General features: G+C 73.6%; 30 protein-coding genes. 8 read left to right on the top strand and 22 right to left on the bottom strand.

Translation table 11 applies throughout. The features are described from left to right. The 4 genes from PGB27_RS13505 to PGB27_RS13490 form a co-directional block, all read right to left on the bottom strand. Positions 1-624 carry a class I SAM-dependent methyltransferase gene (locus PGB27_RS13505; RefSeq protein WP_274201097.1) on the bottom strand — a complete coding sequence of 208 codons (624 nt, stop codon included), beginning with the start codon at positions 622-624 and terminating at the stop codon, positions 1-3. A 68-nt stretch (positions 625-692) separates the two neighbouring features. Next, a complete protein-coding gene (locus tag PGB27_RS13500) occupies positions 693-1,874 on the bottom strand; it encodes a lipopolysaccharide biosynthesis protein (protein ID WP_274200873.1) in 1,182 nt (393 codons plus the stop codon). Between the two features lie 176 nt (positions 1,875-2,050). Next, the gene (locus PGB27_RS13495) at positions 2,051-4,006 is read right to left on the bottom strand and encodes an aconitate hydratase (protein ID WP_274200872.1); all 1,956 of its coding nucleotides are present in this window, start codon (positions 4,004-4,006) and stop codon (positions 2,051-2,053) included. Positions 4,007-4,079: 73 nt separating this feature from the next. Beyond that, positions 4,080-4,340 carry a hypothetical protein gene (locus PGB27_RS13490; RefSeq protein WP_274200871.1) on the bottom strand — a complete coding sequence of 87 codons (261 nt, stop codon included), beginning with the start codon at positions 4,338-4,340 and terminating at the stop codon, positions 4,080-4,082. A gap of 147 nt (positions 4,341-4,487) precedes the next feature. On the opposite strand from PGB27_RS13490, the gene PGB27_RS13485 reads away from it, so the two are divergent. The 3 genes from PGB27_RS13485 to PGB27_RS13475 all read left to right on the top strand — a co-directional run bounded on the left by PGB27_RS13485 (position 4,488) and on the right by PGB27_RS13475 (position 5,471). Further along, a complete protein-coding gene (locus tag PGB27_RS13485) occupies positions 4,488-4,736 on the top strand; it encodes a hypothetical protein (protein ID WP_274200870.1) in 249 nt (82 codons plus the stop codon). Positions 4,737-4,824: 88 nt separating this feature from the next. Next, on the top strand, positions 4,825-4,977 hold the full coding sequence (locus tag PGB27_RS13480; protein ID WP_274200869.1) for a hypothetical protein: 153 nt from the start codon (positions 4,825-4,827) through the stop codon (positions 4,975-4,977). Positions 4,978-5,075: 98 nt separating this feature from the next. Beyond that, the gene (locus PGB27_RS13475) at positions 5,076-5,471 is read left to right on the top strand and encodes a DUF2267 domain-containing protein (RefSeq protein ID WP_274200868.1); all 396 of its coding nucleotides are present in this window, start codon (positions 5,076-5,078) and stop codon (positions 5,469-5,471) included. Here PGB27_RS13475 and rfbA read toward each other — a convergent pair. Then, positions 5,468-6,361 carry a glucose-1-phosphate thymidylyltransferase RfbA gene (rfbA, locus tag PGB27_RS13470; protein WP_274200867.1) on the bottom strand — a complete coding sequence of 298 codons (894 nt, stop codon included), beginning with the start codon at positions 6,359-6,361 and terminating at the stop codon, positions 5,468-5,470. The two genes, PGB27_RS13475 and rfbA, sit on opposite strands and share 4 nt — an antisense overlap. Further along, positions 6,358-7,383 carry a dTDP-glucose 4,6-dehydratase gene (gene rfbB / locus PGB27_RS13465; RefSeq protein WP_274200866.1) on the bottom strand — a complete coding sequence of 342 codons (1,026 nt, stop codon included), beginning with the start codon at positions 7,381-7,383 and terminating at the stop codon, positions 6,358-6,360. Before rfbB ends, rfbA begins: the two co-directional genes overlap by 4 nt. A 74-nt stretch (positions 7,384-7,457) precedes the next feature. On the opposite strand from rfbB, the gene PGB27_RS13460 reads away from it, so the two are divergent. Further along, on the top strand, positions 7,458-8,066 hold the full coding sequence (locus PGB27_RS13460) for a dTDP-4-dehydrorhamnose 3,5-epimerase family protein (protein ID WP_274200865.1): 609 nt from the start codon (positions 7,458-7,460) through the stop codon (positions 8,064-8,066). 3 nt (positions 8,067-8,069) lie between these two features. On the opposite strand, the gene PGB27_RS13455 is transcribed toward PGB27_RS13460, so the two are convergent. From PGB27_RS13455 to PGB27_RS13385, 15 genes are all read right to left on the bottom strand, one after another. Continuing rightward, positions 8,070-8,555, bottom strand: coding sequence for an Asp23/Gls24 family envelope stress response protein (locus PGB27_RS13455; protein WP_274200864.1), 486 nt, complete (start codon positions 8,553-8,555; stop codon positions 8,070-8,072). Positions 8,556-8,607: 52 nt separating this feature from the next. After that, positions 8,608-8,838 (bottom strand): gas vesicle protein K, encoded by a 231-nt coding sequence (locus PGB27_RS13450; RefSeq protein WP_408630069.1) that lies wholly within the window; start codon positions 8,836-8,838, stop codon positions 8,608-8,610. A gap of 73 nt (positions 8,839-8,911) precedes the next feature. Then, positions 8,912-9,136 carry a gas vesicle protein gene (locus tag PGB27_RS13445; RefSeq protein ID WP_274201096.1) on the bottom strand — a complete coding sequence of 75 codons (225 nt, stop codon included), beginning with the start codon at positions 9,134-9,136 and terminating at the stop codon, positions 8,912-8,914. Positions 9,137-9,177: 41 nt separating this feature from the next. Next, positions 9,178-9,936 (bottom strand): GvpL/GvpF family gas vesicle protein, encoded by a 759-nt coding sequence (locus tag PGB27_RS13440; protein WP_274200862.1) that lies wholly within the window; start codon positions 9,934-9,936, stop codon positions 9,178-9,180. Beyond that, positions 9,933-10,580, bottom strand: a complete 648-nt coding sequence (locus PGB27_RS29435) for a gas vesicle protein (RefSeq protein WP_408630059.1) — start codon at positions 10,578-10,580, stop codon at positions 9,933-9,935. Before PGB27_RS29435 ends, PGB27_RS13440 begins: the two co-directional genes overlap by 4 nt. Positions 10,581-10,615: 35 nt before the next feature. Beyond that, positions 10,616-12,040: a gas vesicle protein GvpO gene (gene gvpO / locus PGB27_RS13430; protein ID WP_274200861.1), complete on the bottom strand. Its 1,425-nt coding sequence runs from the start codon at positions 12,038-12,040 to the stop codon at positions 10,616-10,618. Then, positions 12,037-12,273 (bottom strand): gas vesicle protein GvpG, encoded by a 237-nt coding sequence (locus tag PGB27_RS13425; RefSeq protein ID WP_274200860.1) that lies wholly within the window; start codon positions 12,271-12,273, stop codon positions 12,037-12,039. Before PGB27_RS13425 ends, gvpO begins: the two co-directional genes overlap by 4 nt. Before the next feature lie 7 nt (positions 12,274-12,280). Next, the gene (locus PGB27_RS13420) at positions 12,281-13,087 is read right to left on the bottom strand and encodes a GvpL/GvpF family gas vesicle protein (protein WP_274200859.1); all 807 of its coding nucleotides are present in this window, start codon (positions 13,085-13,087) and stop codon (positions 12,281-12,283) included. A gap of 10 nt (positions 13,088-13,097) precedes the next feature. Beyond that, positions 13,098-13,478, bottom strand: a complete 381-nt coding sequence (gene gvpJ / locus PGB27_RS13415) for a gas vesicle protein GvpJ (RefSeq protein ID WP_408630058.1) — start codon at positions 13,476-13,478, stop codon at positions 13,098-13,100. Between the two features lie 101 nt (positions 13,479-13,579). After that, complete coding sequence (locus PGB27_RS13410; RefSeq protein WP_274200857.1) at positions 13,580-14,863, bottom strand: SRPBCC family protein; 1,284 nt, start codon at positions 14,861-14,863, stop codon at positions 13,580-13,582. Continuing rightward, positions 14,856-15,860 carry a hypothetical protein gene (locus tag PGB27_RS13405; protein ID WP_274200856.1) on the bottom strand — a complete coding sequence of 335 codons (1,005 nt, stop codon included), beginning with the start codon at positions 15,858-15,860 and terminating at the stop codon, positions 14,856-14,858. Before PGB27_RS13405 ends, PGB27_RS13410 begins: the two co-directional genes overlap by 8 nt. A 452-nt stretch (positions 15,861-16,312) precedes the next feature. Further along, entirely contained in the window at positions 16,313-17,056 is a 744-nt protein-coding gene (locus PGB27_RS13400; protein WP_274200855.1) for a PadR family transcriptional regulator, read from the bottom strand. Then, positions 17,053-18,171, bottom strand: a complete 1,119-nt coding sequence (locus tag PGB27_RS13395; protein WP_274200854.1) for a ParA family protein — start codon at positions 18,169-18,171, stop codon at positions 17,053-17,055. The genes PGB27_RS13400 and PGB27_RS13395 overlap by 4 nt, the downstream gene beginning before the upstream one ends. A gap of 150 nt (positions 18,172-18,321) precedes the next feature. Then, positions 18,322-19,617 carry a Na+/H+ antiporter NhaA gene (gene nhaA / locus PGB27_RS13390; RefSeq protein ID WP_274200853.1) on the bottom strand — a complete coding sequence of 432 codons (1,296 nt, stop codon included), beginning with the start codon at positions 19,615-19,617 and terminating at the stop codon, positions 18,322-18,324. A 157-nt stretch (positions 19,618-19,774) separates the two neighbouring features. After that, positions 19,775-21,277 (bottom strand): alpha/beta hydrolase, encoded by a 1,503-nt coding sequence (locus PGB27_RS13385; protein WP_274200852.1) that lies wholly within the window; start codon positions 21,275-21,277, stop codon positions 19,775-19,777. 154 nt (positions 21,278-21,431) lie between these two features. Here PGB27_RS13385 and PGB27_RS13380 point away from each other — a divergent pair, with 154 nt between their 5' ends. The 4 genes from PGB27_RS13380 to PGB27_RS13365 all read left to right on the top strand — a co-directional run bounded on the left by PGB27_RS13380 (position 21,432) and on the right by PGB27_RS13365 (position 25,048). After that, positions 21,432-21,932 carry an ATP-binding protein gene (locus tag PGB27_RS13380; RefSeq protein WP_274200851.1) on the top strand — a complete coding sequence of 167 codons (501 nt, stop codon included), beginning with the start codon at positions 21,432-21,434 and terminating at the stop codon, positions 21,930-21,932. Further along, positions 21,929-22,222: a PASTA domain-containing protein gene (locus PGB27_RS13375; RefSeq protein ID WP_274200850.1), complete on the top strand. Its 294-nt coding sequence runs from the start codon at positions 21,929-21,931 to the stop codon at positions 22,220-22,222. The genes PGB27_RS13380 and PGB27_RS13375 overlap by 4 nt, the downstream gene beginning before the upstream one ends. A gap of 144 nt (positions 22,223-22,366) precedes the next feature. Then, a complete protein-coding gene (locus tag PGB27_RS13370; RefSeq protein WP_274200849.1) occupies positions 22,367-23,335 on the top strand; it encodes a TIGR03557 family F420-dependent LLM class oxidoreductase in 969 nt (322 codons plus the stop codon). Positions 23,336-23,428: 93 nt separating this feature from the next. Continuing rightward, positions 23,429-25,048 (top strand): peptide chain release factor 3, encoded by a 1,620-nt coding sequence (locus tag PGB27_RS13365; protein ID WP_274200848.1) that lies wholly within the window; start codon positions 23,429-23,431, stop codon positions 25,046-25,048. A 7-nt stretch (positions 25,049-25,055) separates the two neighbouring features. Here the strand turns inward: PGB27_RS13365 and PGB27_RS13360 are convergent, their stop codons facing one another. After that, positions 25,056-25,433, bottom strand: a complete 378-nt coding sequence (locus PGB27_RS13360) for a hypothetical protein (protein ID WP_274200847.1) — start codon at positions 25,431-25,433, stop codon at positions 25,056-25,058. Between the last annotated feature and the right edge of the window lie 74 nt (positions 25,434-25,507).

Genomic DNA, 25,507 nt, shown 5'->3' with positions numbered 1-25,507 from the left:
CTAGTCGCGGCGCAGCAGGAACACCGACGACTCGCCGCTGCCGGGGCGCAGCATCATCCGTCCCGCCAGGAACTGCACGAACGCCGGCACGGCGTGCACCCCGGCGTCGACGAGCTTGGGCAGCCGCGAGTAGGGGACGTCCCAGAGCCCGTCGCTGCCCTCACGCACGACGGTGTAGCCGTGGTCGACGAGCACAGCGCGCCAGGCGTCGTGCGGCTTGAGGTTGATGTGCGTCGGGTCGGCGAACCCCATCCACCGTTCCCCGGCCAGGTGCCGCCCGCGCCCCGCCGGGTCGGGCATGACGACCAGGGCGTGGCCCCCGGGGCGCAGGATCCGGTGCCACGTCGTCAGCGTCTCGGCGGCGACCTCGTCGGTGAGGTGCTCGAGCACGTGGATGGCGGTCAGGGCCCCGAACGACGCCGTCGCCATCGCGGCGGGGTCGGTGTGCACCGCGCACCCCGGCGCGTTCTGCCGCGCCCGCTCCGCGGACCACGCGGACACCTCGAAGCCGGCCGCCGGCCCGAGCGCGGACAGGCGCCGCACGAGGTGCCCGGTGCCGCACCCGAAGTCGAGGTACGGGCCGCCGGTGGCGTAGCGGCGGACGAGGCGGGTGTACCAGCGCAGGGCGGGGCGGTCCTCGGCCTGCCCGTTGAACCGGTAGTACGCCTCGTCGTAGGTGGTGTGGTCGGGGTTCAGGGGAGGCTCCTCTCGGGACGACGCGAGGTCAGCAGGGCGGCGGCGCTGACGAGGGCACCGGCGACGGAGCCGGCCAGGAAGCCGACCGCGGCGCCGAGCACCGGGCCGGGGAGCAGCAGGTACGCGACCCCGGCCGCGGCCAGCGCCGACGCCCAGCTCAGCGCCACCACCCGCTGCCGGCCCCGCGCCACGTGCACCTGCGTGACCACGACCAGTCCGACGTGGGCGAGGACGCCCGCGGCCATGAGGGCGAGGTCGACGCCTCCGACCGCGTAGTCGTCGCCGAACACCAGGGTGATGGTCGGCGGGCCCAGCCACAGCGCGACGGGCACGACCGCGACGATCAGCGCCACCAGCGCCGTGCCGCCCTTCGCGAGCAGCACCATCACCTCGTGGCGACGACCCGCCGCCATGAGCCGGGTCAGCGTCGGGACCACGGCCGACTGCAGCGGCACGACCATCGCCAGCGGCGCCTTGACCAGGGTGAACGCCGCGACGAACGCGCCCGCCGCGGCCTCGGCGCTCTCCGGGGCACCGGCGACGACCAGCACCGGCAGCCCGCTCTGCAGCAGCTGCGCGCAGACCGATCCGAGCAGCAGGGGCAGGCAGCTGGCGGTGACGCGCCGGGTGGTGACGCGCTCGTCGTCGGACGGGATCGCGGGCGGGGTGCCGGCGACCGCGCGGCGCCACACCGCGGGCAGCTGCGGGAGGTGCGCGAGTGCGATCGCCGCCACCAGCGCCCAGCAGAACGCGGCGCTGTCGGCGCCGCCGGCCACGAAGATCGCCACCGCGAGCCCCAGCCGCAGCACCGCGTCGAGCACCATCAGCCCGGCGTGGCGGACGAGCCGATCGGTCCCGATGAGCGTGCCGCGGACCAGGAACTGGCCCGCCGACACCACGCACAGCGCCACGAGCGCGAGCAGCGACGAGACGTGGCCGTCGAAGGACCGCAGGACCACGGGCGTCCCGAGCAGGAGCACGACGAGCGCCACGGCCGTCAGCACTCCCGCGCTCCCGGCCGCCCCCCGCAGGAGGGCCCGGCGGTCGGCGGTCTGCGGGAACCGGCGCGCGAGCTCCTGCTCGAGCGGGAGGAACGCCCCGAACCCGAGGACCATGGCGAGCGCCCAGAACGCCCCGAACGTCGCGTACTCCGCCGGCGGCAGGGCGCGCGCGACCACCGCGAGGTAGACGTTGACGATCAGCGCGGAGGCGACGACCCCCAGGCCCGCGGCCCCGACGAGGCGGCGCGCGCTCGGACGGCCCGGGCCCCGTCGGTCGGTGCGCTGCTGCTCGCTGGTGATCCCGATGCGGCCAGACTATCCGGGCACGTCCCGGCCGCCGGGAAGCGCCCGCATCAGGTCTCCTCCCCCTCCGCCAGCTGCCGGATGAGCCCGCCGGCGAGGACCATCCGGACCTGCCGGTCGGAGAGCTGGTGGCGGAAGGTCATCTCGGTGCCGTCCACCTGGCCGACGACCTCGCTGCCCTTCTGCAGCTGGTCGTGCAGGTCGGAGAAGGACAGCGTGCTGCCCTGCGGGATCTTGTCCCGGTCGCCCTCGCCGGTGAACTCGAGCGCGAGGATCCCGAAGTTCGCCAGGTTCTGCCAGTGGATGCGCGCGAACGACTCGGCGATCACCACCCGCAGGCCGAGCCAGCGCGGGCAGATCGCCGCGTGCTCGCGCGACGAGCCCTGGCCGTAGTTCGCGCCGCCGACGATGGCGTGGCCCGTCGAGTCCATGATCTCCTCGGCGTTCGCCGGGTAGTCGGGGTCGATCCGGGTGAACGCGAAGCGCGCCAGCGCCGGGATGTTGGACCGGAAGGGCAGCGCCTCGGCCCCCGCCGGCGAGATGTCGTCGGTCGAGATGTCGTCGCCGACGGCGAGCAGCACCGGCACCTCGAAGGCGTCGGGGAACGGCTCGAACTCCGGCAGCCCGGAGATGTTCGGGCCCTTGACCAGCTCCTCCTCGCGGGCCTGCTCGACGGGCGGGGGCTCCTCGAGCATGCCGGGGATGACGGTGGGCTCGGGCAGGTCGAGGTCGCCCCAGGTCAGGCCCAGCTCCTCGGCCAGCGCGCGCGGGTCGGTGATCTCGCCGCGCAGGGCGCTCGCCGCCGCGGTCTCGGGCGAGCACAGCCAGACCTGGTCGTCGGCGCCGCCGCCGGAGCGTCCGGGGAAGTTGCGGGGGAAGGTGCGCAGCGAGTTCGTCCCGGGCGCCGGGGCCTGGCCCATGCCGATGCAGCCCAGGCAGCCCGACTGGTGGATGCGCGCGCCCGCCGCGATGAGCGAGGTCGTGCCGCCCCAGCGGGTCAGGTCGGCGAGGATCGGGCGCGAGGTCGGGTTGATGTCGAAGCTGACGCCGGGGTGGGTCTGGCGGCCGTCGACGATGCGCGCCGCGATCGCGAAGTCGCGCAGGCCGGGGTTGGCCGACGACCCGATGACCACCTGGCCGACCGGCGTGCCCACGACCTCGCGGACCGGGACCACGTTGCCCGGCGACGACGGCTGGGCGATGAGCGGCTCGAGCTCGGAGAGCTCGATGTGCTCGGTGACGTCGTACTCCGTGCCCTCCTCGGCGAGCAGCTCGGTGAAGTCGTCCTCGCGGCCCTCGCCGGCGAGGAAGCGGCGGACCTCGTCGTCGGCGGGGAAGACGCTCGTCGTCGCCCCGAGCTCGGCGCCCATGTTGGTGATGACGTGCCGGTCCATCGCCGTGAGCCCCGCGAGGCCGGACCCGTGGTACTCGATGATGCGGTTGGTGGCGCCCTTGGTGCCGTGGCGGCGCAGCATCTCGAGGATGACGTCCTTCGCCGAGCACCACGGGGGGAGCTCGCCGGTCAGCTCGACGCCCCAGATCTCGGGCATCCGGATGCTCAGCGGCTTGCCGGTGATCGCCAGCGCCACCTCGAGGCCGCCGACGCCGATGGCGAGCATCCCCAGCGAGCCGCACGCCGGGGTGTGGGAGTCCGAGCCGATCATCGTCTTGCCGGGCTTGCCGAAGCGCTGCATGTGGGTCGGGTGCGAGACGCCGTTGCCCGGCTTCGAGTACCAGAGGCCGAAGCGACGGGACGCCGAGCGCAGGTAGGCGTGGTCCTCGGCATTCTTCTCGTCGGCCTGCAGCAGGTTGTGGTCGACGTACTGCACCGAGACCTCGGTCTGGACACGGTCCAGCCCGAGCGACTCGAGCTCCTGCATGACGAGCGTGCCCGTCGCGTCCTGGGTCAGGGTCTGATCGATGCGCAGGGCGATCTCCTCGCCCGGCGTCATCTCCCCGTCGACCAGGTGGGACGCGATCAGCTGGTGGGCGACGCCGTGCGGCATGGGTGCCTCCCGGAGGGATCGTGCGGCGGTGACGCCACGGGTACCCCGTCCGGTGGCTGATGTTGCACCCGTCTCAGCCGGGCTTGGCGGCTGCCTGGGTCACGTAGGCCTCGACGATCTGGCGCGCCTCGTAGATCGTCCGCGCGGTCCCCCACGCGGTCGGGTCGAGCCGGTTGTGCACCCAGCCGCCCGGGAGCTGCCGGGTGCCGAGGCTGAGGTGACCGACCTCGCGCTGCCAGAGAATCTCCGACTGGAAACCGCGCGGGTCGTCCCAGTGCCACGAATAGCCGTAGTCCTCCGCCTCTTCGAAGACCTCGACACCGTCGATCTCCATGGCACCCGCCCTCCCCGTCGCGGCCCGCGTCCGCGGGCCGCGATCTAGGATCGGTGGCCGCCGTTCCCCCCACGCGCGGCACTCGGAGCATTTTGTGTGGCGACCGGCCGAATGGCCGAGGGCCGGACGGATCGAGCGGAGGAAATCGTGACGGTCTACGTGTCACTGCCCCAAATCCCGCTGACCCTGAAATTCGAGGAGGACCTCGACGCGGTCGTGACGCGGTTCCAGCAGCTGGTCCGTGACGGCGAGGTCCACCGGTACGCGTTCACCGACAACCAGGCCGTGCTCGTGAACTACGGCGTCATCGCGTCGGCGACGTTCTCGGAGGGTCCGCGGACGCTCGAGGTGTCCGAATTGAACCGCGGGCTCAGCGCACGACTCGACGACAGCTGAGCCCGACCGGCGGTCGGGCGTGCTCCCCCGGGAGCAATTCGATCTCCTCGACGTGACGGACACGATCACTGGCGTTACGCTGTGCCGCATGCAACGTGTGGTAGGGCTCCTCGTCCTGGCCCTCGTGCTGTTCTGGATCATCAGCTCGCCCGAGAGTGCCGCCGCGACGGTCACCGCGATCCTCGCCATCCTCATCGGCTTCGCCGAGCAGATCGTGGAGTTCTTCCGCGCCCTCGTCTGAGGCTCCTCCGGGCCCCTGCGACGTGTGACGCCCGCGTCGTCCCGGGCACCCGCACTCACCGTCCCGACCGACGGGTCACCGAGCGCGAGAGGAGAACGATGCAGGAGCACGAGTTCGTCAGCGCGGTCAAGGAGAGCCTCGGCCTGCCGGACAACGCGACCGCCGAGCGTGCGGTGCGGGCGACGCTCACCGTCCTCGGGCAGCGGCTCGAGGGCGGCGAGGCCAAGGACCTGGCCTCGCAGCTGCCGGACGGCCTGTCCGACGCGCTGCCGTCTGAGGGCGGCGGCGAGCGGTTCGACGTCGACACCTTCTACCGGCGCATCGCCGACCAGGAGGGCGACGACGTGACCGTCGCCCAGGCCCGCCAGCACGCGCGGGCGATCGCCAAGGGCCTCGAGACGGCGCTCTCCGGCGGCGAGTGGCAGAACTTCACCAGCCAGCTCCCGACGGACTACCAGGACTTCCTCGGCACCGAGCCCGTCCAGAAGCACTAGCGATCGGCGGCTCCGGCGCGGCGGGCGACGTCGACGACGTAGTCGCCGTAGCCGGAGCTGGCCTGCCGCTCGCCGAGGGCGAGGGCCTGCTCCGGGGTGATCCAGTGCTTGACCAGCGCGATCTCCTCGAGGCAGGCGAAGCGCACGCCCTGGCGGTGCTCGAGGACCTGGACGTACTGGCTGGCCTCGATGAGCGATTCGTGGGTGCCGGTGTCGAGCCAGGCGAACCCGCGCCCGAGGTCGAACAGGCGGGCGTCGCCGCGCTCGAGATAGGCGCGGTTGACGTCGGTGATCTCGAGCTCGCCGCGCGCCGAGGGCGTGAGGGTGCCGGCGATGTCGAGGACGTCGTTGTCGTAGAAGTACAGACCGGTGATGGCCCGGTTGGACTTCGGCTTCGCCGGTTTTTCTTCGATGGAGAGCAGCAGTCCGTCCTCGTCGGCCTCGCCGACGCCGTAACGACCCGGGTCGCGCACCGGGTAGCCGAACAGCACGCAGCCCTTCTCGGCCTCCAGCCGCGCCACCTGCTGCGCGAGGATCGACGCGAAGCCCTGGCCGTGGAAGATGTTGTCGCCCAGCACCAGCGCGGCGGTGTCGTCGCCGACGTGGTCGGCGCCGATGAGGAAGGCCTCGGCCAGCCCGTTCGGCGCGGCCTGCTCGGCGTAGGAGAACGACACCCCGAGCTCGCTGCCGTCACCCAGCAGCCGCCGGAACGCGGGCAGGTCGACCGGGGTGGAGATGACCAGGATGTCGCGGATCCCGGCCAGCATCAGCACCGAGATCGGGTAGTAGATCATCGGCTTGTCGTAGACCGGCAGCAGCTGCTTGGACACCGCGCGGGTCACCGGGTGCAGCCGGCTGCCCGACCCGCCGGCGAGCACGATCCCCTTCACCGCGCGCCACCCCAGCTCTGGTCGGCACCCTCGACGACGGGGCTGCGCCCGATCAGCGGGCGCCACCACGCCTCGTTCGCCCGGTACCAGCCGACGGTGGCGGCGATCCCCTCGGTCCACTCGACCTGTGGGGCCCACCCGAGCTCGCTGCGCAGCTTGGTCGCGTCGAGCAGGTAGCGCCGGTCGTGCGACGGCCGGTCCGGCACGATCGTCTTCAGCTCGGGGCCCAGCCCCAGCGCCCCCAAGATGGTGTCGGCGACGCCCTCGACGTCGACCTCCACCCCGGAGCCGACGTTGTAGGTCTCCCCCACGGTGCCGTGGTGCAGCACGGCGTCGATGGCGCGGGCGTGGTCGTCGACGTGCAGCCACTCGCGGCGGTTCTTCGTCGACGCGTACAGCGGCAGCGCCTCGCCGGCCAGCGCCCGGGTGGTGAACAGCGGGATGACCTTCTCCGGGAACTGGAAGGGCCCGTAGTTGTTGGCGCAGTTGGTGATGGTCACCGGCACGTCGTAGGTCAGCCCGTAGGCCCGCACCACGTGGTCACCGCCGGCCTTCGCCGCGTTGTACGGGGTCCGTGGCCGGTACGGCGAGTCCTCGGTGAACGCTGCGCCGGGACCGTCCACGTCGAGCGGGAGGTCGCCGTAGACCTCGCAGGTCGAGATGTGGTGGAACCGCCCGACACCGACCCGACGCACGGCCTCCAGCAGCCCCTGGGTGCCCATGACGTTGGTGGCGAAGAAGTCGCCCGGGCGCAGGATCGCCAGGCTGTTGTGCGATTCGGCGGCGAAGTTCACCACCACGTCCACCCCGTGGGCACGCAGCAGGTGCTCCACCAGCTCCGTGTTGCCGATCGACCCGTGCACGAACTCCACGCCGTCGAGTCCTTCGACGTTCTCCCGGACCCCCGCGTAGGTCAGCGCGTCCAGCGCCACCACCCGATCCCCCGGGTGCTCCGCGCGCCAGTACCGCACGAAGTTCGACCCGATGAACCCCGCGGCACCCGTCACCAGAACCGTACTCATCGTCTCCCTCGGCTGGTCTCCCTCGACGGGGCGTGCCGACGATGCTCCCACGCACGCTCCTAGGCTCCCCCGACGTGGAGGCCGAGGAGCTGGCGGTGCCCGGGGCGTGGCGGTTCACCCCACCGGTGTTCCCGGACGCCCGGGGTGCGTTCGCGGCGCCGTTCCAGGGCGGGCCGTTCACGGCGGCGGTGGGGCACCCGCTCACCGTGGCGCAGGCGAACACCAGCGTGTCCCGCCGCGGGGTGCTGCGCGGGATCCACTACGCCGACGTCCCGCCGGGGCAGGCGAAGTACGTCCACTGCGTCGCGGGCGCCGTGCTCGACGTGGTCGTCGACATCCGCGTCGGCTCACCGACCTACGGGCGGTGGGACGCCGCCCGCCTGGACCCGGGGTCGATGGCCGCGGTCTACCTGTCCGAGGGCCTCGGGCACGCGTTCCTCGCCCTCGAGGACGGCACCGTGACGAGCTACCTCTGCTCCACGCCCTACGACCCGTCCGCCGAGCACGGCGTCGACCCGCTCGACCCTGCCCTCGGGCTGCCGTGGACCGACCACGTCGACGCCGCGGACCTCGTGCTGTCGGACAAGGACCGCGCCGCCCCGACGCTCGCCACCGCGCGGGCCGCCGGCGCGCTGCCGACGATCGAGGCGTGCCGCGCGCGGGTGGCCGAGCTGCGGGCCTGACCCTCAGATGGTCGCGGCCGGCGGCGCCACCGGGTCGGCGTCGGCGTCGACGTCCGCGCCGGGCAGGTGGACGTCGGTGATGACGATGTTGAGCTCGACGACGGCCACGCCGGCGATCTCCTCGACCGCCTTGGGCACGTGACGGCGCAACGCGCGGACCAGCTCGCGGGCGCCCACGCCGTACTCGATCTCGACGTCGAGGCCGATGTGCGCCTGCTGGTCCGCCAGCTCGACGCGCACGCCGGCGGTGTTCTCGGTGTTGCCGGTCAGCGTCTGGCGCACCGCGCCGACCGCCCGCGAGGTACTGCCGCCCAGCGCGACGACCCCGGGGATCTCGCGCGCCGAGAACGCCGTCACCTTCTGCACCACCGACGGCAGCACCTCGGTGGTGCCCTCGATCGTGGTCGGGTCGCCGGCGGCGCCGGGGACGGAGGTCGCCGTCGGGGTGGGGCTGGACGGGGTGCTGCTCGGACGCTGAGCGCTGGTCATGGGGTCCAGATACCCCGGAGTGCGCCAGCGGAGTCCGTCCGATCGGCGTCGGTCAGCGGTCGCGCGGCAGCAGGGGGCCGAGCGGGCCGAGGTCGATGTTCAGATCCGCCGGCGTGAGCCCGAACTGCTCGGTGAGCTCGTCCATCGCGTCCGCGAGGTGCATCAGCGACGTGCCGAGGTCCTCCTCCTCCTGCTCGGTGAGGTCGCCCTGCTCCACCCGCCGGATCGCCTGCCGCTCCATGAGCTGGCGCAGGAGCTCCACGATCGTCAGCACGAGCTTCATGAGGTCGCGGCGCACCGCGTCCTTGTCGATCTCGACACGGTTGGTCCGGGCGTACCGGGGCTCCTCCTGCTCGTCAGCCACGCCCGGCCTCCAGCTCCCGCTCGTCGGCGCGCTCGGCCCGAGCCGCCAGCGTCCCGGGCCGCTCGACCGGACTGATCGACGTGATGAGGGCGCGCAGCGAGATGCGCACGAGGTCGACGCCGGCGAGCGAGATCGTCACGTCGCCCACGAGCACCACGCCGCCCGCGAGGAGACGGTCCAGCAGGTCGACGAGCGCGACCTCCTCGTCCCCGAACAGCGACGTCGCCCGGGGCTCGAGCTCGCCCGAGCCGGGCCCGGTCACGACGCGCCCTGCGCCGCCTGCGCGAAGGAGTAGGGCACCCAGGGTCCGGTGAGCTCGACCCGGATGCGCGGGTGCTCGGCGTAGGACGCGACGAGCGCGCGGAGCTCGTCGACCCGCTCGATCGGCAGGAGGTAGGCCTGGTTGAGGACCATCGGGTCGGTCTCCCCCGACAGCTGCGCGTCCTGCAGGCGGTGGGCGCGGGTCGCGGTCGCGAGCGCGGTGACCGCGTCGTCGACCTCGCCCGCGGCCTCGCGGGCGTCGTCGAGCGCGGAGTCGGTGTCGCGCAGGGCCTTCCGTCGCGCGCGCAGGTACTCGGCGCCCGAGCGCGGCCTGGCCTCCTCGGTCGGCGCACTCCCTCCGCCCTTGCGGGCGTAGATCTTGACGCCCCACTCGGCGTGGCCCGCGAGCCGGTCGAGCACCGCCGCGAACGTCTCCCGCCCCTCGGCCAGGACCGCGCGGACCCGGTCGTCGTCGAAGTACACGGTCGCGAGCGCGAGCGGGGCGACGAGGTGGTCACGCCCGAGGGTGTCGACGACGTGGTGGTGCGCCCGCGCCGTCGAGGCGAGCCACTCCAGGTCCTCGAGCCGCTCCTCCAGCGCCCGCTCCTCGAACTCGCCGCGGTCGACGTCGCTCACCACCGCCGTGACGCCGTCGACCTCGAGCGTGCGGACGGGGCCACCGCCCACCCCCCGGAGCCCGCTCACGGCGCCGACGTCCCGAGCGATCGCGTAGACGTAGGTCAGCGTGTCGCTCACCGGTCGTCCTCCTGCCGACGCGTGGAGCGTCGACGACCCGACCGCTCCTGGCCCACTCCCCGCTCGGTCTTCCGGCGGCGCGCGGGGGCGGGCTCCGGTTCCGGCGCGGGGTCGTCGACGACCTCGGCGTCCTCGACGTCGTCGGGCCCGCCCTCCTCGACCTCGTCGTCGACCTCGTCGTCGACCTCGTCGCCGATCTCCTCGCCGTCCACCACGTCGGCGTCCTCGACGTCGTCGTCGGTGTCCTCATCGGTGTCGTCGTCGCTGTCGTCGGCGCGGTCCAGCGACGGAGCGTGGCCGTTGCGCCCCTCGAGGGCCTCGAGTCGCTCGCGCAGGCGGCGGTTCTCCTCCTCGAGCTGCTGGTGGCCCGAGGAGAGGGTGGGGTCGCGCTCCCACCAGTCGATGCCCATCTCCTTCGCCCGGTCCACCGACGCCACGATCAGCCGCAGCTTGATCGTCAGCAGCTCGATGTCGAGCAGGTTGATCTGGACGTCGCCCGCGATGACGATGCCCTTGTCGAGGACCCGCTCGAGGATGTCGGCCAGGTTCGTGCCGTCCCCGCCGCCCTGGCGGGCCGGCTGCCGGCCACCGCCCTGGTTGGAGGTCGACGGCATCTGCCCGGTCCAGCGCACCGGGTCACTCATGGTCTCTCCTTCTCGTGTCCCCCGGTGGCCGATGGTCAGTCGTCGTCGCCGCGACCCCGGGTGTAGCGCTTCACCCGGTGGTAGCTGATCAGCTCGCCGTCGGAGTCCATCTCGGCCTCGTAGCTGGCGAGGATGTCACTGGTCTCGGGGATCTTGCGAGCCTCGACCACCTCGAGACCGACGACGTACCCGTCCTCGGTCTTGCGCACCGAGGTGATGGCCTCGCTCTCCTTGCCGCTCATCTCCTGGACCTGCTGCGCGGCCCAGCGAGCGATCTTGCGAGCGGGGATCTTCTTCGGCCGGGGCTCGGGCTCCGGCTCGGGTTCCGGCTCGGGTTCCGGCTCGGCGATCTCGTCCTCCGCCTCGTCCTCGTCGTCCAGGTCGGCCTCGTCGTCGAGGTCCTCGTCGGCCTCGTCATCGAGGTCCTCGTCGGCCTCGTCGTCCAGGTCCTCGTCGGCCTCGTCGTCCAGGTCCTCGTCGGCCTCGTCGTCCAGGTCCTCGTCGACCTCGTCGTCCAGGTCCTCGTCGGCCTCGGCCTCGGCCTCCTCCGGCTCGTCAACCTCGGCGTCACGGTCCTCGGGCTGCTCGTCGGCCTCGTCCGCCGGCTCCTCGACGTCGTCGTCGAGCTCCTCCGGCTGGTCGTCCACGGCCTCCGGCTCCGGCTCCGGTTCGGGCTCCGGCCGGCGACGACGTCGAGGGCGGTCCTGGTCCGACGCGTCCTCGGCGGCACGACGCCGACGCCGCGGGCGGTCCTGCTCCCCGGACCCGTCGGTGCCGTCGCCGGCGGACCCGGCTGCCGCCGTGCGTCGGCGACGGGGGCGCTCCTCCTCGCCGCCGTCGCCCTGGGGACGCCGGGGTCGGCGGGGTCGGTCCTCCCCGCCGGTGTCGTCCTCGGCCGGGCGGCGCTTGCGGCGCGGCCGCTCCGGCTCCGCCCCCTCGCCCGACGCGTCGTCGGCGGGACGGCGCTTGCGGCGGGGTCGGTCCTCCCCACCCGTGTCGTCCTCGGCCGGGCGGCGCTTGCGGCGCGGCCGCTCCGGCTCCGCCTCCTCGCCCGACGCGTCGTCGGCGGGACGGCGCTTGCGGCGGGCCCGGTCCTCCCCAGCCGCCTCGTCCTCGGCCGGGCGGCGCTTCCGCCGCGGCCGCTGCGGCTCCGCCCCGTCGCCCGACTCCTCAGCGGGACGGCGCTTGCGACGGGGCCGGTCCTCGGCGGGGGTCTCCCCGGACTCGGCGGACCGGCGCCGACGGCGGGGCCGCTCGGGCTCCGCCGCGTCGTCGGACTTCCGCCGCCGGCGCGGACGCTCGTCGTCGGGGGCGGTGCCGTTCCCGTCGGAGCGGGACTCGCGGGAGGCCGGGGCCTCCCCCTGGTCGCCGCCGCCCTCGCCGCCGTCGCCGCTGGTGCGGCGCCGGCGGCGGGGACGTTCCTGGTCGGTCAGGGGCGGGGTGTCGGCGGAGCGGGTCACGCCCCACCTCCGCCGCCCACGAGACGCTGCAACAGGACCTCCTGCTGCTCGTCACGCTCTTCCTCGGTGATCTCGCCGCGCTCGAAGGCAGCGTCGAGCTCGTCGATCTGCGCCCGGATGACCGCGGGGTCGTTCATCTGGTGGTCGACCTGGTCCGCGATCTTCTCGCCCACCCACGCCACCCCGCGGACCGGGGCGAGGGGCAGCAGGAGCAGCTCGGTGAAGAAACCCACGTCGTCCTCAGGCCTGCGCTTCGTCGGGTGCGTCGAACTCGGGCAGGAAGTCGAACGCCGCGGTGGGACCGATGAGCCGCAGCTCGACCCGGCCCGACCAGGAGTCGCCGAGGTCGTCGACGGCCCGCTCGAAGTCGCTGCGGTGATCGGTGCGGACGAGGAAGGCCAGGTGCACGGCACCGTTCTCCCCGCCGACCTCCTTGACCTCGGTGGCGACGGCGAACTTCGCGAGGGCGTCGACGCACGCCTGCGCGTCCTCCTCGCGGAGCTTGTCCATGGCCTGCGAGATGGCCTCGCCGAGTCGGATGCGGTCGTAGTAGCTGGCGTCCTCGTCGACCCCGGCGATCTTCTCCCGCATCTGCTGGATCCGGGGGTCGGCCTCGAGGATGCGACCGAGGACCGCGTCCTGGTCGTAGTCGCCGCGCAGGCGGAACTCGAGGTGGCCCTCGAGCTGCTCGAGCGCCCGGACGAAGTAGTCCTGGTGCGGGGCCAGGAGCTCCTCGGCGACGGCGTCGTCGTCGGTGACGACCGCGCCGAAGCGCATCGGCAGCACCGGGGTGTCCTGCGCGATGGCGTTGAGCACGGCCTCGTGGGCCATGAGGTCCCGCCGGGTGCCGAGCGCCCGGTCGGCGGCGACGTCGCTGACGACCGCCGCCAACCGCCCCTCGGTGACCAGGCCGAGCTCGCCGTCCTGGTCACCGTAGGGAATGGGGTCGAGGCCGTCGGGGATCCGCACCCCGGCCGGCACGATGCCGTAGATGTAGGAGCCGCGACGGGTCTCCTGAGAGCCCTTCGTGTCCTCCGTCGTGGTCACGTCCGCCCCCTCAGGCCTTCTCGCGGCGGTTCTGGCGCTCGCCGCGCACTTCGTCCCACTTCTCCTTGCCGGCGTCGAGCATGCCCTTGGTCTTGCCCTTGGCGCCGCCCTCCGTCGCGCCCTCGGTCATGCCGCCGACGACCTCGCTGAGGTCCTTGCCGCCCTTGGCGTGCAGATCGAGTCGGTTGGTGGCCTCCGCGAACCGGAGGTAGGTGTCCACGCTGGCCACCACGATGCGGGCGTCGATGGTGAGGATCTCGATCCCGACCAGCGACACCTTCACGAACGCGTCGATGACCAGACCCTTGTCGAGGATCAGGTCGAGGACCTCGGCGAGTCCGCCCTGCGGGTCCTTCTGCACGCCTCCGCCTTGCCGTTGGCTGACGGTCACCGTGCCCCCTTCCAGTGCGTCGGGGACGGCGCCGGCGATCAGCCGGCGCCGCGGTCGGGTGTGACGTTCGGCCCGGCTGTGGTCTCAACCGGGACGCGCGTTCAGGCCGGGGTGCGCTGCCGGCGGGAGCGTCGGCGCGGGCGCTCGGCGTCGTCGCCGGCGTCGTCGTCCTCAGGAGCCTCGTCCTCGGCGTCCTCGGCGTCCTCGAGCTCGTCGTCGGCGAGCTCCTCGTCCGCGAGCTCGTCGTCGGTGTCCTCGAGGTCCACGAGGTCCTCGTCGTCGTACTCGTCCTCGAGGTCCTCGGCGTCCTCGTCCTCGGCGGCCAGGTCGTCCTCGTCCTCGGCAGCGAGGTCGTCCTCGTCCTCCGCGGCGAGGTCGTCGTCGGCGTACTCGTCCTCGTCGCCGTACTCGTCCTCGACGTCCTCGCGGTCCTCCTCGGCCGCGCGCTGCTCCTCCTCGAGGGCTTCCTCGTGGGTCTTGACGACCTCGCTGTCACGGATCTCGCCGCGCCAGCCCTCGAGCTCCTCGCGGTTGATCAGCGTGTCCATCATGACGTGGCGGCAGAAGTGCTTGAACTCCAGCCGCGCCCGCCGGCCGACCGCCCGCCAGAGGTTGCCGGTCTTCTCCATGAAGCCCTGCGGGTAGTACTCCATGATCAGGACGATCTTCGTCAGGTTCGGCGCGAGCTCCGAGAACGTGACGATGCCGTCCGCGTGGCCCTTGGCCCCCGACGAGACCCACAGGATGTGGCTGTCGGGCACCTGCTCGCGGATCGTGGTCTCCCACGAGCGACGCGACCAGAACACCTTCGCCGTCCAGGTGACCTTCTCGTCGGACTCCTGGTTGACCGTCTCGACCTTCTTCATGAAGCTCGGGAAGTCGGCCATCTGGGTCCACTGGTCGTAGGCGACGCGCAGCGGCACCCCGACGTCCTGGGCCTCGTAGATGTTCATGAACTTGAACTTGCCGCGGCCACTGCCGGAGCTGCCGCCCCCGCCGCCGCTGCCGTCCTCGTCGCTGTCGCCGTCGTCGTCGCCGCCACCGAGGCCGACCGCTCCCAGCGCCTTGTCCTTCACCGTCGAGAGACCGCTCTTCAGCGCGCCTCCGATGCCGCCGCCCGACGAGTCGTCGCCATCGTCCGACGAGCCACCACCGAACACGGAACCGAGGCTGCCCGGGTCCCCGGCGACGTCGGTGAGCTTGCCCGTCAGGCCCTCGACCTGGTCGAGCGCCGCGTTGACCGCCCTGTCGGTGGCGGCCTTGAGCAGCGACTGCGCGGCCTGCTTGAGCCGGTCGGTCGGCAGCATGTCGGTGAGCGATCCGGACCCGGCGTCCGAGTCGGGCCGGTGCCCGTTGGTCGCGGCGTCCGTGGCTGCCTCAGTCATCGCGCTTCGCCGCCGTCCGTCGCGAGCCCGACCCGGCGGTCGCCCGGCTGCGGGAGCTGCCCTCGGTGGAGGACGTGGAGGACGAGGACGACCGCGACCGGCCGCTCGAGCCCGACCGGCGCGACGCGCCGTTGCTCGCCGAGCGCGTCGAGGACGAGCCGTCCTCCGAGGAGCTCGAGCGGCGGCGCCGCTCGCCGGAGGAGGAGCTGCCGGAGCTGCTCGACCCGCCGGAGGAGGACTTCGTCGAGCGACGACGGCCCGACGACCCGGACGACCCCGACGAGGCGCGGGCCGGCTCCGGCTCCTCGCTCTCCTGGGGCTCGTCGCCACCGGTCTCCTCGGCACCGGTGTCGTCGGCACCGGTCTCGTCGGCATCGGTCTCGTCGGCACCGGTCTCGTCGACCTCGTCGACGTCCTCGGTCTCGTCGGCGTCCTCGATCTCCTCGGCGACGTCGACGCCCTCCTCCGAGGGCTCCTCGGCCTGCTTCTTGCGTCGGCCGCGGCCGGACAGACCGCGCGCCGCCCCGCCGACGGCGCTGCCCGCGCCACCGACGGCGCCCCCGACGGCCTTGCCCGTCGAGGAGGCGGCGTCGCCGACCGCGCCGCCGGCCTGGCCGGCGGCGTCGCCCGCGGCACCGGCGGTGTCGCCGACCGCCTGCCCGGCGGTACCGGCCGCGTCGGCGGCGGGCTTGCCGAAGTTCTCGACGCGGTTGACCAGGCTGTCGGTCAGCGCCTCCATGCGCGAGCTGGCGACCGCGAGCGCGGCGTCCTTGCCCGCCTCGAGCAGCCGGCCGCGGACGGCCGAGTCGAGCTTCTGGAGCTCCGGCGAGGCGGACACGAGCTTCGTCACCATGCCCAGCAGCTGCGTGGGGTCAGTGGTGATCTTCTTCCCGGCGAGCGCTCCGCCCAGCATGATGGCGAGCTTCATCTTCTTCGTGCGGCCCAACAGATAGCCGCCGATGACCGCGAGGGCCAATTTCAGGCCGGTTCCCGGCACCGTGCACCTCCGAACGGATTGGTCCCCCTGTGCGGTGGACCACAGCCCGCCGCTTGCAGAGCCGGACATTACAGCGCGTCCTCCCGGAAAGCGCTAGACCGAGAAGATCAAATTCTTCATGGACCGTTCGCCCCAATTCTCGATCACGAGGGCACGAAGCAGGGTCACGCGTTCGGGCGCCGAACGAATGCCCAAAACATGGCGACCGTTCGCCGAATTGTGCTTGCGCAGGACGCGGGGGTTCTCTAGACCGAACGCTCGACGCGAGCACTTCCTGCGATTGTCCGGTGACGGAGCGGGGTCACCGCGCCGTGCCGGACGTCGGTCCGCAGCGTGCTTCACCCGGGCCTCACGGACCTGCCGACCTACCGCATCACGGGTGGTCGGTTCGGCGCAATGCCGAACAACGGCCCCGAGGGCTCCCGAGGCGGACGAAAAAGTAGTCGGGCCTCTCAGTCCTCGTCGGCGGCGAGCACGACGGCGTCCACCGCTCGGCGCATCGCCCGCCACGCACGGACACGGGCCCGAGTGATGCGGGTGCCCAGCGCGGTGAGTCGGTATCGCCGTCGAACGGTGTCCTCGTCGCGCTGGACGAGTCCGTGGCGCGCGAGCTGGTGCAGGGTCCGCTGGACCGTCGTCGGGGGCGGGGCGAGGCCACCGCCGCTGTCCTCGCGCAGGCGCTCCGCGAGCTCGCGGCCGCTCGCCGGACCCCGGCGCAACGCCACGAGCACCACGAGCTCGACGTGCTCCCGCGACGCCATCCGCACCGAACCCCACCGGTGGTTCGCGGTGCCGGCGCTGCGCGGCGCCGGGACGGCGGCCGTCGCGCCGCCGCGCCCCGCAGTGCTCCGACGGTCCGGCCGGGTCGTCCGGTCCCGCCGGTCCCGCGGCGCGGGGACCGCGGCCGCCGGCGCCTCGTCGGCCGGCTCGTCGTCGGGCTCCTCCGCCAGGGGCTCGTCGACCATCTCGTCGTCGGGCTCGTCCACCAGGGCTTCGTCGACCATCCCGTCGACCGTCCCGTCGACCGTCCCGTCGGCGGCTGCCTCGTCCCGGTCGACCTCGTCCGCCCGGTCGTCCTGCTCGACGCTGCGCCGGGGACGCGGCGGCAGCAGGCCGCGCAGGCTCGCCGCCGCCGGCCGCCCGAAGGCGGAGCTGAGGTCGGGCCCCTCGGCGGAGGTGCTGGTCTCGGCGGTCACGACGTGGCCTCCTGCTCGGGTCGGGCGTCGGCGGTCGGGCTCTCCTCAGCGGTGCGCAGGAGCGTCAGGAGCTCGACGCCGAGGTCGCGGTAGTCACCGGCGACGCTCGCCGCGGTCGGCGAGAGCCGCCGGGCGGTCGCGCTCGCCCCACCCTCCCGCAGCGCCGCCCACCAGGCAGGCTGGGCCGCCACCTCCTGCTCGAGCTCGTGCGCCAGCCGACCCAGGCGCCGCGCGTCCTGGGCCGTGCGCTCGGCGTGCCGGATCGACGTCGTGAACAGCGGCGAGTGCCCGCCGAACGCGCGCTCGACGGCCTCGCGGACCTCGGCGTGCACGACGCGCGAGCGCGAGCCGGTCGCGAAGAGCACGGCGCCGAGCAGCCCGAGGTCCGGGTTGAGCTCGCGGGCCAGGGCGAAGCGCTCGCCGACCAGGCGCATCCCGACCAGGCCGCCGCCGTCGGACTTGGTCGGCATGAGCACCCAGCGGGCGGCGGCGAGGGCGAGGTCGGTGAGGATCGTGGTCTCGGGCGGGCAGTCGATGAACACGAGGTCGTAGTCGCCCGCGACGGGCGCGAGCACCTCGGCCAGCGCCAGGAACGCGGCGCGGCCCTGCTCCTGGACCCGCGACACCATGAGCGGCACGAGATCGACCAGCCGCGCCCCGCCCGCGACGACGTCGAGCCCCGGCCGGACGCCCTCGACGGGCCGCAGCGGGGTGCCGGCGACGACCGACACGAGCAGCCCCGCGCCGCGGTCGTCGGCGGGGCCGTCGCGGAAGCCGAGGTCGTCGGCGAGGTTCGCCTGCCGGTTGAGGTCGACGAGCAGGCAGCGGTACCCGGCGGCGGCGAACTGCCCCGCGAGGTTCGCGACGATCGACGTCTTCCCGACCCCGCCCTTGTCGTTGACCATCGCGATCGTCCGGGTGAGCGCGTCGCGGTCGACGCCGTCGGGCGGGTCCTCGACGGGGTCGACGGGCTCCACGGGCGCGACGGGCTCGACGGCGTCCACGGGGCCCGGAGCAGGATCCGGTGGGGGCACCGGTTCGACCGGCCGGTCGGCGCGGGTCCCTCGTCGCCGGCCGGTGGCGGTGCGGGCGGCGCGGCCCGCCGGTCCGGTCATGCGGCGAGGGTGCGGCCCGGCCCCCGCCCCGGCAAGGCCGACACCCGGACCCGGTGACGCTTTCATCCGCCCGGCCGCAGGACCCCTCGCCCGCGGTGGCACGGACGGTCCGCCCGCGGGCCAACCCGTTGCGCCGCCCGGCGCGGAGGGTCACGAGCCGTGCTCGCGGGCCTCCTGCTCGTAGACGTCGGGGACGTCGTCGTGGTCGAGGTCGACCCGCTCGCGCTCGTGGATCCGCCGGTGCACGGCGTTGCGGTAGCGCAGCACGATCGTCGCCAGCAGGGCGGCCAGCAGCGACGCCGTCAGCACCCCGATCTTGACGTGGTCGTCGGCGGCGCTGCCGGTGCCGAACGCCAGCTCGCCGATCAGCAGCGAGACCGTGAACCCGATGCCGGCCAGCAGGGACAGGCCGAGCACGTCGCTCCACGCCAGGTCCTCGGAGAGCTCCGCCCGCGTCAGCCGCTGCACGAGCCACGTCGCGCCGAGGATGCCGACCACCTTGCCCACGACCAGGCCCGCGATGATCCCGAGGGTGATGCGGTCGGTGAACGCGGCGCCCAGACCCCCGCCGACGACGGTGACGCCCGAGGCGAAGAACGCGAAGATCGGGACCGCCACGCCCGCCGAGAGCGGGCGCCACCGGTGCTCGAAGTGCTCGGCGAGCCCGGGACCGGGTCCCTCCTTGCGGCGGACCACGGGCACCGCGAAGCCCAGCAGGACGCCGGCCACCGTCGCGTGCACCCCGGACTCGTGCACGAGCACCCACGTGAGCGCCGCGAGCGGCAGCAGCAGCCACCACGAGCGGACGCGCCGCTGGACGAGGACCGTGAAGGCCGCCAGCGGCAGGAGCGCGAGCAGCAGCGGGACGAACTGCAGCTGGTCGGTGTAGAAGAACGCGATGATCGAGATCGCGAGGAGGTCGTCGACGACCGCGAGCGTGAGCAGGAACGTCCGCAGCGCGTCGGGCAGGCAGGAGCCGATGAGCGCGAGCACCGAGAGCGCGAACGCGATGTCGGTGGCCGTCGGGATGGCCCACCCCGCGAGGCCGTCCCCGCCGACGTTGAGCGCGGTGTAGATGATCGCCGGCGCGATCATGCCGCCGACCGCGGCGGCCACCGGGAGCAGGGCCCGTGACGGTTGCCGCAGGTCGCCGGCGACGAACTCGCGCTTGAGCTCGAGGCCCGCGACGAAGAAGAAGATCGCGAGCAGGCCGTCGGCCGCCCACGTCGCGAGGGTCAGGTCGAGGTGCAGCGACGCCGGACCGATCCGCAGCTCCGAGAGCGTCGTGTACGCCGCGCGCCACGGGGAGTTGGCCCAGAGCAGCGCCACCGCCGCCGCGGAGACGAGCAGGATCCCGCCGACCGTCTCGCGGCGCAGGATGTCGGTGATGCGCGCGGTCTCCGGCCACGAGCGGCGGGCGAAGAGGCGGGGCGTCGACCGCGTCACGGGTGATCCTCCGGCGGGCAGGCGTCAGGGACTGCCGACCAGACTTCCCGGCGCACCGGCGAAGACCCTACGTCACCGGCCCCGGTCCCGGCGGTGTCAGCGAAGTGGCGTTACGGACACTCAACGCCCGTGACGGCACTTCGCTGACACCCAGCCGCTAACAGGTCGTGTTCGGGGGCGGCAGGGTGCCGTCGAGGAGATAGCGGTTGACCGCGTCGTCGACGCACGGGACGCCGTTGGTGTAGACGGTGTGGCCGTCACCCCGGTAGGTCAGCAGCACCGAGCCGGGCAGACGGTCCCGCAGCGCCACGCTGTTCTGGTACGGCGTGGCCGGGTCGTTGGTCGTCCCGAGGATGAGCATCGGCGGGCCGGTGTACCCCTCGATCGGCGTCAGCGGCTGCTGGGGCGCCGGCCAGTCCGCGCAGGTCAGGCCGCTGACCAGCACGTTGCCCGAGAAGTGCGGGGCGCGCGCCTCGGTGGCGCGCGCGGCCGCGAACACCTGCTCGTCCTCGGTGGGCCAGGCGTTGTCGAGGCAGGTGACGGCGTTGTAGGTGTCGGAGTTGCTGCCCCGGAAGTAGGCGGTCGCGAGCGCGCGCATCGGGGCGCCGTCGCCGGCGTCGGCCGCGGCGAGGGCCTGGGCGAGCTGCGGCCAGCTCGCCGTGCTGTAGAGCGGGTAGACGACGCCGATCTCGAGCAGCCCCGCCGACAACGGGCTCGTGCCGGCCACCGGCAGCGGCGCCGCCGTGACGCGGGCGCGGACCCGGTCGAGGGTGCCGATCGGGTCGGCGCGCACCGGGCACACCGGGTCGGCGCGGCAGTCGGCGTCGAACTGGCGCAGCGAGTTCTCGAAGCTCTCGGCCTGCGCGGAGTCCAGCCCGGGCTTGCTGACGTCGACCACGCCGTCGAGCACGATCGAGCGCAGCCGCGTCGGGAAGAGCTGGGCGTAGGCCTGGCCGATCGACGTCCCGTACGAGAAGCCGAGGTAGCTGATGCGCTCCTCGCCCAGGGCCTCGCGGATGCGGTCCATGTCGCGGGCGACGTTGCGCGTGCCGAGGTGGGGCAGCAGGTCGGGGTAGCGCTGCCCGCAGGCGAGGTCGTAGCGGTCGACGGCGTCGTTCGTCGCCGCCTCGTCGGCGGGATCGCCGGGGTCGGGGTCGCCGCGGTACGGGGTGTCGGGGCCGAGCGGGCACTGCAGGCCCATGCTGTCGCCGACCCCGCGCGGGTCGAAGCCGATGACGTCGAAGCGGTCGGTGATCTCCGGCGGCAGCACGCCGGCCTGCACGAGCTCGATGCCGGACCCGCCCGGGCCGCCCGGGTTGACGAGCAGCACGCCCACCTTGGCCGCCGGGTTCGTCGCGGGACGGCGGGCGATGGCGATCGGCAGCGTCGGCCCGGTGGGGTCCGCGTAGTCGACCGGGACCGGCACGGACGCGCACTCGAGACCGCCGCGGCACGGCGCGAACCGGGGCCCGCCGGGCGGCCCCGGGACCGGCGCGGCGGCGACGGGTGCCGACGACGACATCGGGATCGGGGGCACCCCGGGCTCGGGACCGCGCGCGCACCCGACGAGGGCGAGCGCCGCGGCGGCGACGACGAGCAGGCCGCGGGCGGACCGGCGTCCCGGGACGCGCGGGGCCGACCGGGGGTGCTCCTGCGCCATGTCCACTCCTGCCGTCCCCCGGCCGCCGGGGTGCGCCGGGCGGCCCATCATGCCCGCCCGCTCGCCGCACTCCCGCGGGGCTCCGGACCGCGCCCGGACCGCGACCGCCGTCACGCTGCGTGACCCGCTTCCCCCGCCCCGGCGGGTTTGCCGCGTGCCCGTCACCGTCGACCCACCAGGTGTGGAGGGTCGACCGGGCACGGAGGCGCGCCGCGTCGTGCACGAGGTCGCCCACTCCACGGTGCGCGTCGAGGACCTCCGTGCCCTGCGCACGGACCTCGTGGCGTGGGTGCGCGCGACCGCCGGGCTGCCCGACGACGAGGCGCTGGCCGACCGCCTCGAGGACGTCGCCACGGCGTTCTACGAGGCGCTGGCCAACGTCGTCGACCACGCCTACCCGGAGGGTGCGGGGCCCGTGGACGTCAGCGCCCGGCTCGCCACCGCGGGCGGTCCGGAGCAGCCGTGGCTCGAGATCGTCGTGGCCGACCACGGCGGATGGCGCCCGGCGCCCCCCGATCCCGGTCACCGGGGCCGGGGGCTGCTGCTGGTGTCGCGCCTGACCGACGGCCACGAGCTCAGCCGGGTCGACGACGGCACCCGGCTGCGCCTGTGGTGGCACCGGCCACCGTCGGCTGACTACCGTCGTGGTGCATGAGGACACCCGAGCTGGTGCTCGTGCCCGCGCTGGTGGGGCTGCCCGCGGCCCAGGCGCACGAGGTCGCCATGACGGCCCGGGTGGTGGCCGTCGACCCCGATCCGGACACCCCGCCCACGGTCGAGGGCACGGTGACCGCCCAGCAGCCCGAGCCGGGGACGCGCGTGCCGGCCGGTGAGGCCGTGACGATCTGGGTCGAGCCCGACTCCGGCGGCGGGGGCGGGGGTGGCGGCGGCAACATGCCGCGCGTGCAGCCCGACAAGCCGCTCGACGGCGCCGGCGCGAACTAGGCGGCTCCGGGGATCGTCGGGTCGGGGGTCCGACGACCCCCGGAGCCGACCGGGGTGTCGTCCGCGGACGGGGCGGCGTTACGCGTGTGCGCACCCGACGATCGGGAACACCCGGCGGACGCCAGCGACCGGAGGTGTCCGTCCGTGAAGATCGGTTACAAGTTGATCGCCGAGGCCTACTCGCCCACCGAGATGGTGCGCCAGTGCGTGCGCGCCGAGGAGGCCGGCTTCGACTTCGTCGAGATCTCCGACCACTACCACCCGTGGGTCTCCGAGCAGCAGCACTCCGGGTTCGCCTGGTCGATGCTCGCGGCGATGGCCGCGAAGACCGAGCGGATCGAGCTGGCCACCGGCGTGACGTGCCCGTTCATCCGCTACCACCCGGCGATCATCGCCCAGGCGGCGGCGACCACCCAGCTACTCTCCGACGGGCGCTTCACGCTGGGTGTCGGCTCCGGCGAGCGGCTCAGTGAGCACGTGGTCGGGCGCGGCTGGCCGAGCGTCAGCGTGCGCCACCAGATGTTCCGCGAGTCGCTGGAGATCATCCGGCTGCTGTGGCGGGGCGGCTACCAGAGCTACGAGGGCAAGCACCTCACGCTCGAGGACGCGCAGGTGTTCGACCTGCCCGAGACGCTGCCGAAGATCATCGTGGCGAGCGGGGGGCCGCAGGCCTCGAAGCTCGCCGCCGAGCTCGGCGACGGGCTGTTCACCACCGAGCCGCGCGCCGACCTCATCCAGGCGTTCACCGACGCCGGCGGCGACGGCCCCCGCTACACCGAGGTCCCCATGGCGTACGGCGCCACCGAGGACGAGGCCGCCGAGGAGGCCCGCCGGCTCTTCCGGTTCGGGATCACCGGCTGGAAGGTCCAGGCCGAGCTGCCGAACCCCGTCAACTTCGACGCGGCGACGGCCACCATCACCGCCGACCACATGCGCGAAGCGTTCGCCTGCGGCCCGGACACCGACAAGCAGCTCTCGGTGGCCCAGCAGTTCGTCGACGGCGGCTACGACCACCTCGCGCTGATCAACGCCGGCACGGACGTCGACGGCTTCTTCGACCACTTCGCCAAGGAGCTCGCCGAGCCGCTGCGGGCGCTGCGCCCCTCCTCCTGACCGCGGTCGTACCCTCGGGTACGGGCCGTGCCCGGGGGAAGACCCGGCGCAGCGGGGCTCGACCCGTGTCCAGCGGCCCGAGGGAGGAGAACGATGACCGCGGTGCCCATGGAGGTCACGTCGGAAGGGTCGGCCCACGACCCCGGGACGCAGGCCCGACGGCGGCGCACCTTCGCGGTCATCAGCCACCCCGACGCGGGCAAGTCCACGCTGACCGAGGCCCTCGCCCTGCACGCCGAGGTCATCTCGGCGGCGGGTGCGGTGCACGGCAAGGGCGGGCGCAAGGGCGTCACGTCCGACTGGATGGACATGGAGCGCGAGCGGGGCATCTCGGTGACCTCCGCGGTGCTCCAGTTCTCCTACCGCGACCAGGTCATCAACCTCCTCGACACCCCCGGTCACGGCGACTTCTCCGAGGACACCTACCGCGTGCTCGCCGCCGTGGACGCCGCGGTGATGCTGCTCGACGCGGCCAAGGGCCTCGAGCCGCAGACCCTCAAGCTCTTCGACGTCTGCCGCGACCGCGGGGTGCCGGTGCTGACGTTCGTCAACAAGTGGGACCGTCCGGGGCGCGAGCCGCTCGAGCTGGTCGACGAGGTGGAGCAGACGATCGGGCTGCGCCCCATGCCGATCACCTGGCCCGTCGGCATCGCCGGCGACCTGCGCGGGCTCGTCGAGCGCGCCGACGGCACGATGCACCGCTTCACGCGCACCGCCCACGGCGCGTCCAAGGCGGCCTCGGAGGTCCTCGACGCCGACCGGGCCGCGGCCGAGGAGGGCCCGGACTGGGAGCGCGCGACCGAGGAGCTGGCGCTGCTCGACGAGATCGGTGCCGGCTACGACGAGGAGGCCTTCCAGGCGGGCACCGCGACGCCGGTGATGTTCGGGTCGGCGCTGTCGAACATCGGCGTCGCGCGCCTGCTCGACGCCCTGGTCGAGCTCGCGCCGCCGCCCGGACCGCGCCCCGACGCGAAGGGCGAGGCGCGGCCGGTGGACGCCCCGTTCTCCGGGCTGGTGTTCAAGGTGCAGGCCTCGATGGACAAGTCGCACCGCGACCGCGTCGCCTTCGTGCGCGTCTGCTCGGGGCGCTTCGAGCGCGGCATGGTGCTCACGCACGACGCCACCGGCCGACCGTTCGCCACCAAGTACGCGCAGGCGATGTTCGGGCGCGATCGGTCGACGATCGAGGAGGCGTTCCCCGGCGACATCGTCGGGCTGGTCAACGCCACCGCCCTGCGCCCCGGGGACACGCTGTGGGCCGAGCAGCCGGTCACGTTCCCGACCATCCCGAGCTTCGCCCCCGAGCACTTCGCGGTCTGCCGGGTCGCGGACATGTCCAAGACCAAGCAGTTCCGCAAGGGCATCGACCAGCTCGACTCCGAGGGCGTCATCCAGGTGCTGTCCTCGGACCTGCGCGGCGACCAGGCGCCGGTGCTCGCGGCGGTCGGGCCCCTGCAGTTCGAGGTCGTCTCGGCCCGGCTCGCCGACGAGTTCGGTGCGCCCGTGAAGCTCGACCGCCTCGACTACCAGCTCGCGCGCGCCACCGACGCCGCCGGCGCGGAGACGCTCAAGGGCGCGGTCGGCATCGAGGTGCTCACGCGGCGGCTCGACGGGCAGATGCTCGCGCTGTTCCCGCACAAGTGGCGTCTGCAGGCCGTCGCGCAGAACAACCCGGACCTGCTGCTGGCGCCGCTGGTGGCGGACGCGCTGTAGGTCGTGCCTACGCCGGCAGGCGCCGCGGCGGCAGCGCCTCGTTGATGGTCCGGCTGGTGGCCTCGGGGTCGGGGACCTCGATGACGATGCGGTGGTACGGGTCCCCGCGCAGGTAGATCGCCAGCAGGCTCTGCGCGCGGCGGACCATCCACAGCTGGCGTCGCTCGCCGACGCCGTACGAGCCGGCGCGCAGCACCTTCGGCACGCTCACCCCGGGCAGGTGGACGCGCGGGCTCGCCGAGACCGCGTCGCGCCGGGCCATGGGGCGCGCCAGCAGCACGCGGCTCAGCGGCAGGTAGACCCCGCGCCGGCACGCCCACACGCGGTCGGTGCCGGTGAAGCGCACCACGACCCCGTCGGCGGTGACGCGGATCTGGACCGCCATGTCTCACCCGCCCCGTGGGGACGTGACGGACGGGCGAGCCGGCGGACGGGGCCCGGGAGCCGGGCGAGGTCCCG

This window comes from Actinomycetospora lemnae (assembly GCF_028737315.1).
GTDB lineage: Bacteria > Actinomycetota > Actinomycetes > Mycobacteriales > Pseudonocardiaceae > Actinomycetospora > Actinomycetospora lemnae.
Note: the sequence above shows the minus strand (reverse complement) of the source record. Positions and strands in the feature narration are given on the sequence as shown.

What these genes read in the sequence shown, in the direction of transcription:
- PGB27_RS13360 (WP_274200847.1), bottom strand. Translation starts at nt 25,433, where the DNA reads ATGGCGGTCCAGATCCGCGTCACCGCCGACGGGGTCGTGGTGCGCTTC.
- PGB27_RS13480 (WP_274200869.1), top strand. Translation starts at nt 4,825, where the DNA reads ATGCAACGTGTGGTAGGGCTCCTCGTCCTGGCCCTCGTGCTGTTCTGG.
- PGB27_RS13395 (WP_274200854.1), bottom strand. Translation starts at nt 18,171, where the DNA reads ATGACCGGACCGGCGGGCCGCGCCGCCCGCACCGCCACCGGCCGGCGA.
- PGB27_RS13385 (WP_274200852.1), bottom strand. Translation starts at nt 21,277, where the DNA reads ATGGCGCAGGAGCACCCCCGGTCGGCCCCGCGCGTCCCGGGACGCCGG.
- PGB27_RS13410 (WP_274200857.1), bottom strand. Translation starts at nt 14,863, where the DNA reads ATGACTGAGGCAGCCACGGACGCCGCGACCAACGGGCACCGGCCCGAC.
- PGB27_RS13455 (WP_274200864.1), bottom strand. Translation starts at nt 8,555, where the DNA reads ATGACCAGCGCTCAGCGTCCGAGCAGCACCCCGTCCAGCCCCACCCCG.
- PGB27_RS13490 (WP_274200871.1), bottom strand. Translation starts at nt 4,340, where the DNA reads ATGGAGATCGACGGTGTCGAGGTCTTCGAAGAGGCGGAGGACTACGGC.
- rfbB (WP_274200866.1), bottom strand. Translation starts at nt 7,383, where the DNA reads ATGAGTACGGTTCTGGTGACGGGTGCCGCGGGGTTCATCGGGTCGAAC.
- PGB27_RS29435 (WP_408630059.1), bottom strand. Translation starts at nt 10,580, where the DNA reads ATGAGTGACCCGGTGCGCTGGACCGGGCAGATGCCGTCGACCTCCAAC.
- PGB27_RS13475 (WP_274200868.1), top strand. Translation starts at nt 5,076, where the DNA reads ATGCAGGAGCACGAGTTCGTCAGCGCGGTCAAGGAGAGCCTCGGCCTG.
- PGB27_RS13365 (WP_274200848.1), top strand. Translation starts at nt 23,429, where the DNA reads ATGACCGCGGTGCCCATGGAGGTCACGTCGGAAGGGTCGGCCCACGAC.
- PGB27_RS13375 (WP_274200850.1), top strand. Translation starts at nt 21,929, where the DNA reads ATGAGGACACCCGAGCTGGTGCTCGTGCCCGCGCTGGTGGGGCTGCCC.
- PGB27_RS13495 (WP_274200872.1), bottom strand. Translation starts at nt 4,006, where the DNA reads ATGCCGCACGGCGTCGCCCACCAGCTGATCGCGTCCCACCTGGTCGAC.
- PGB27_RS13450 (WP_408630069.1), bottom strand. Translation starts at nt 8,838, where the DNA reads ATGAAGCTCGTGCTGACGATCGTGGAGCTCCTGCGCCAGCTCATGGAG.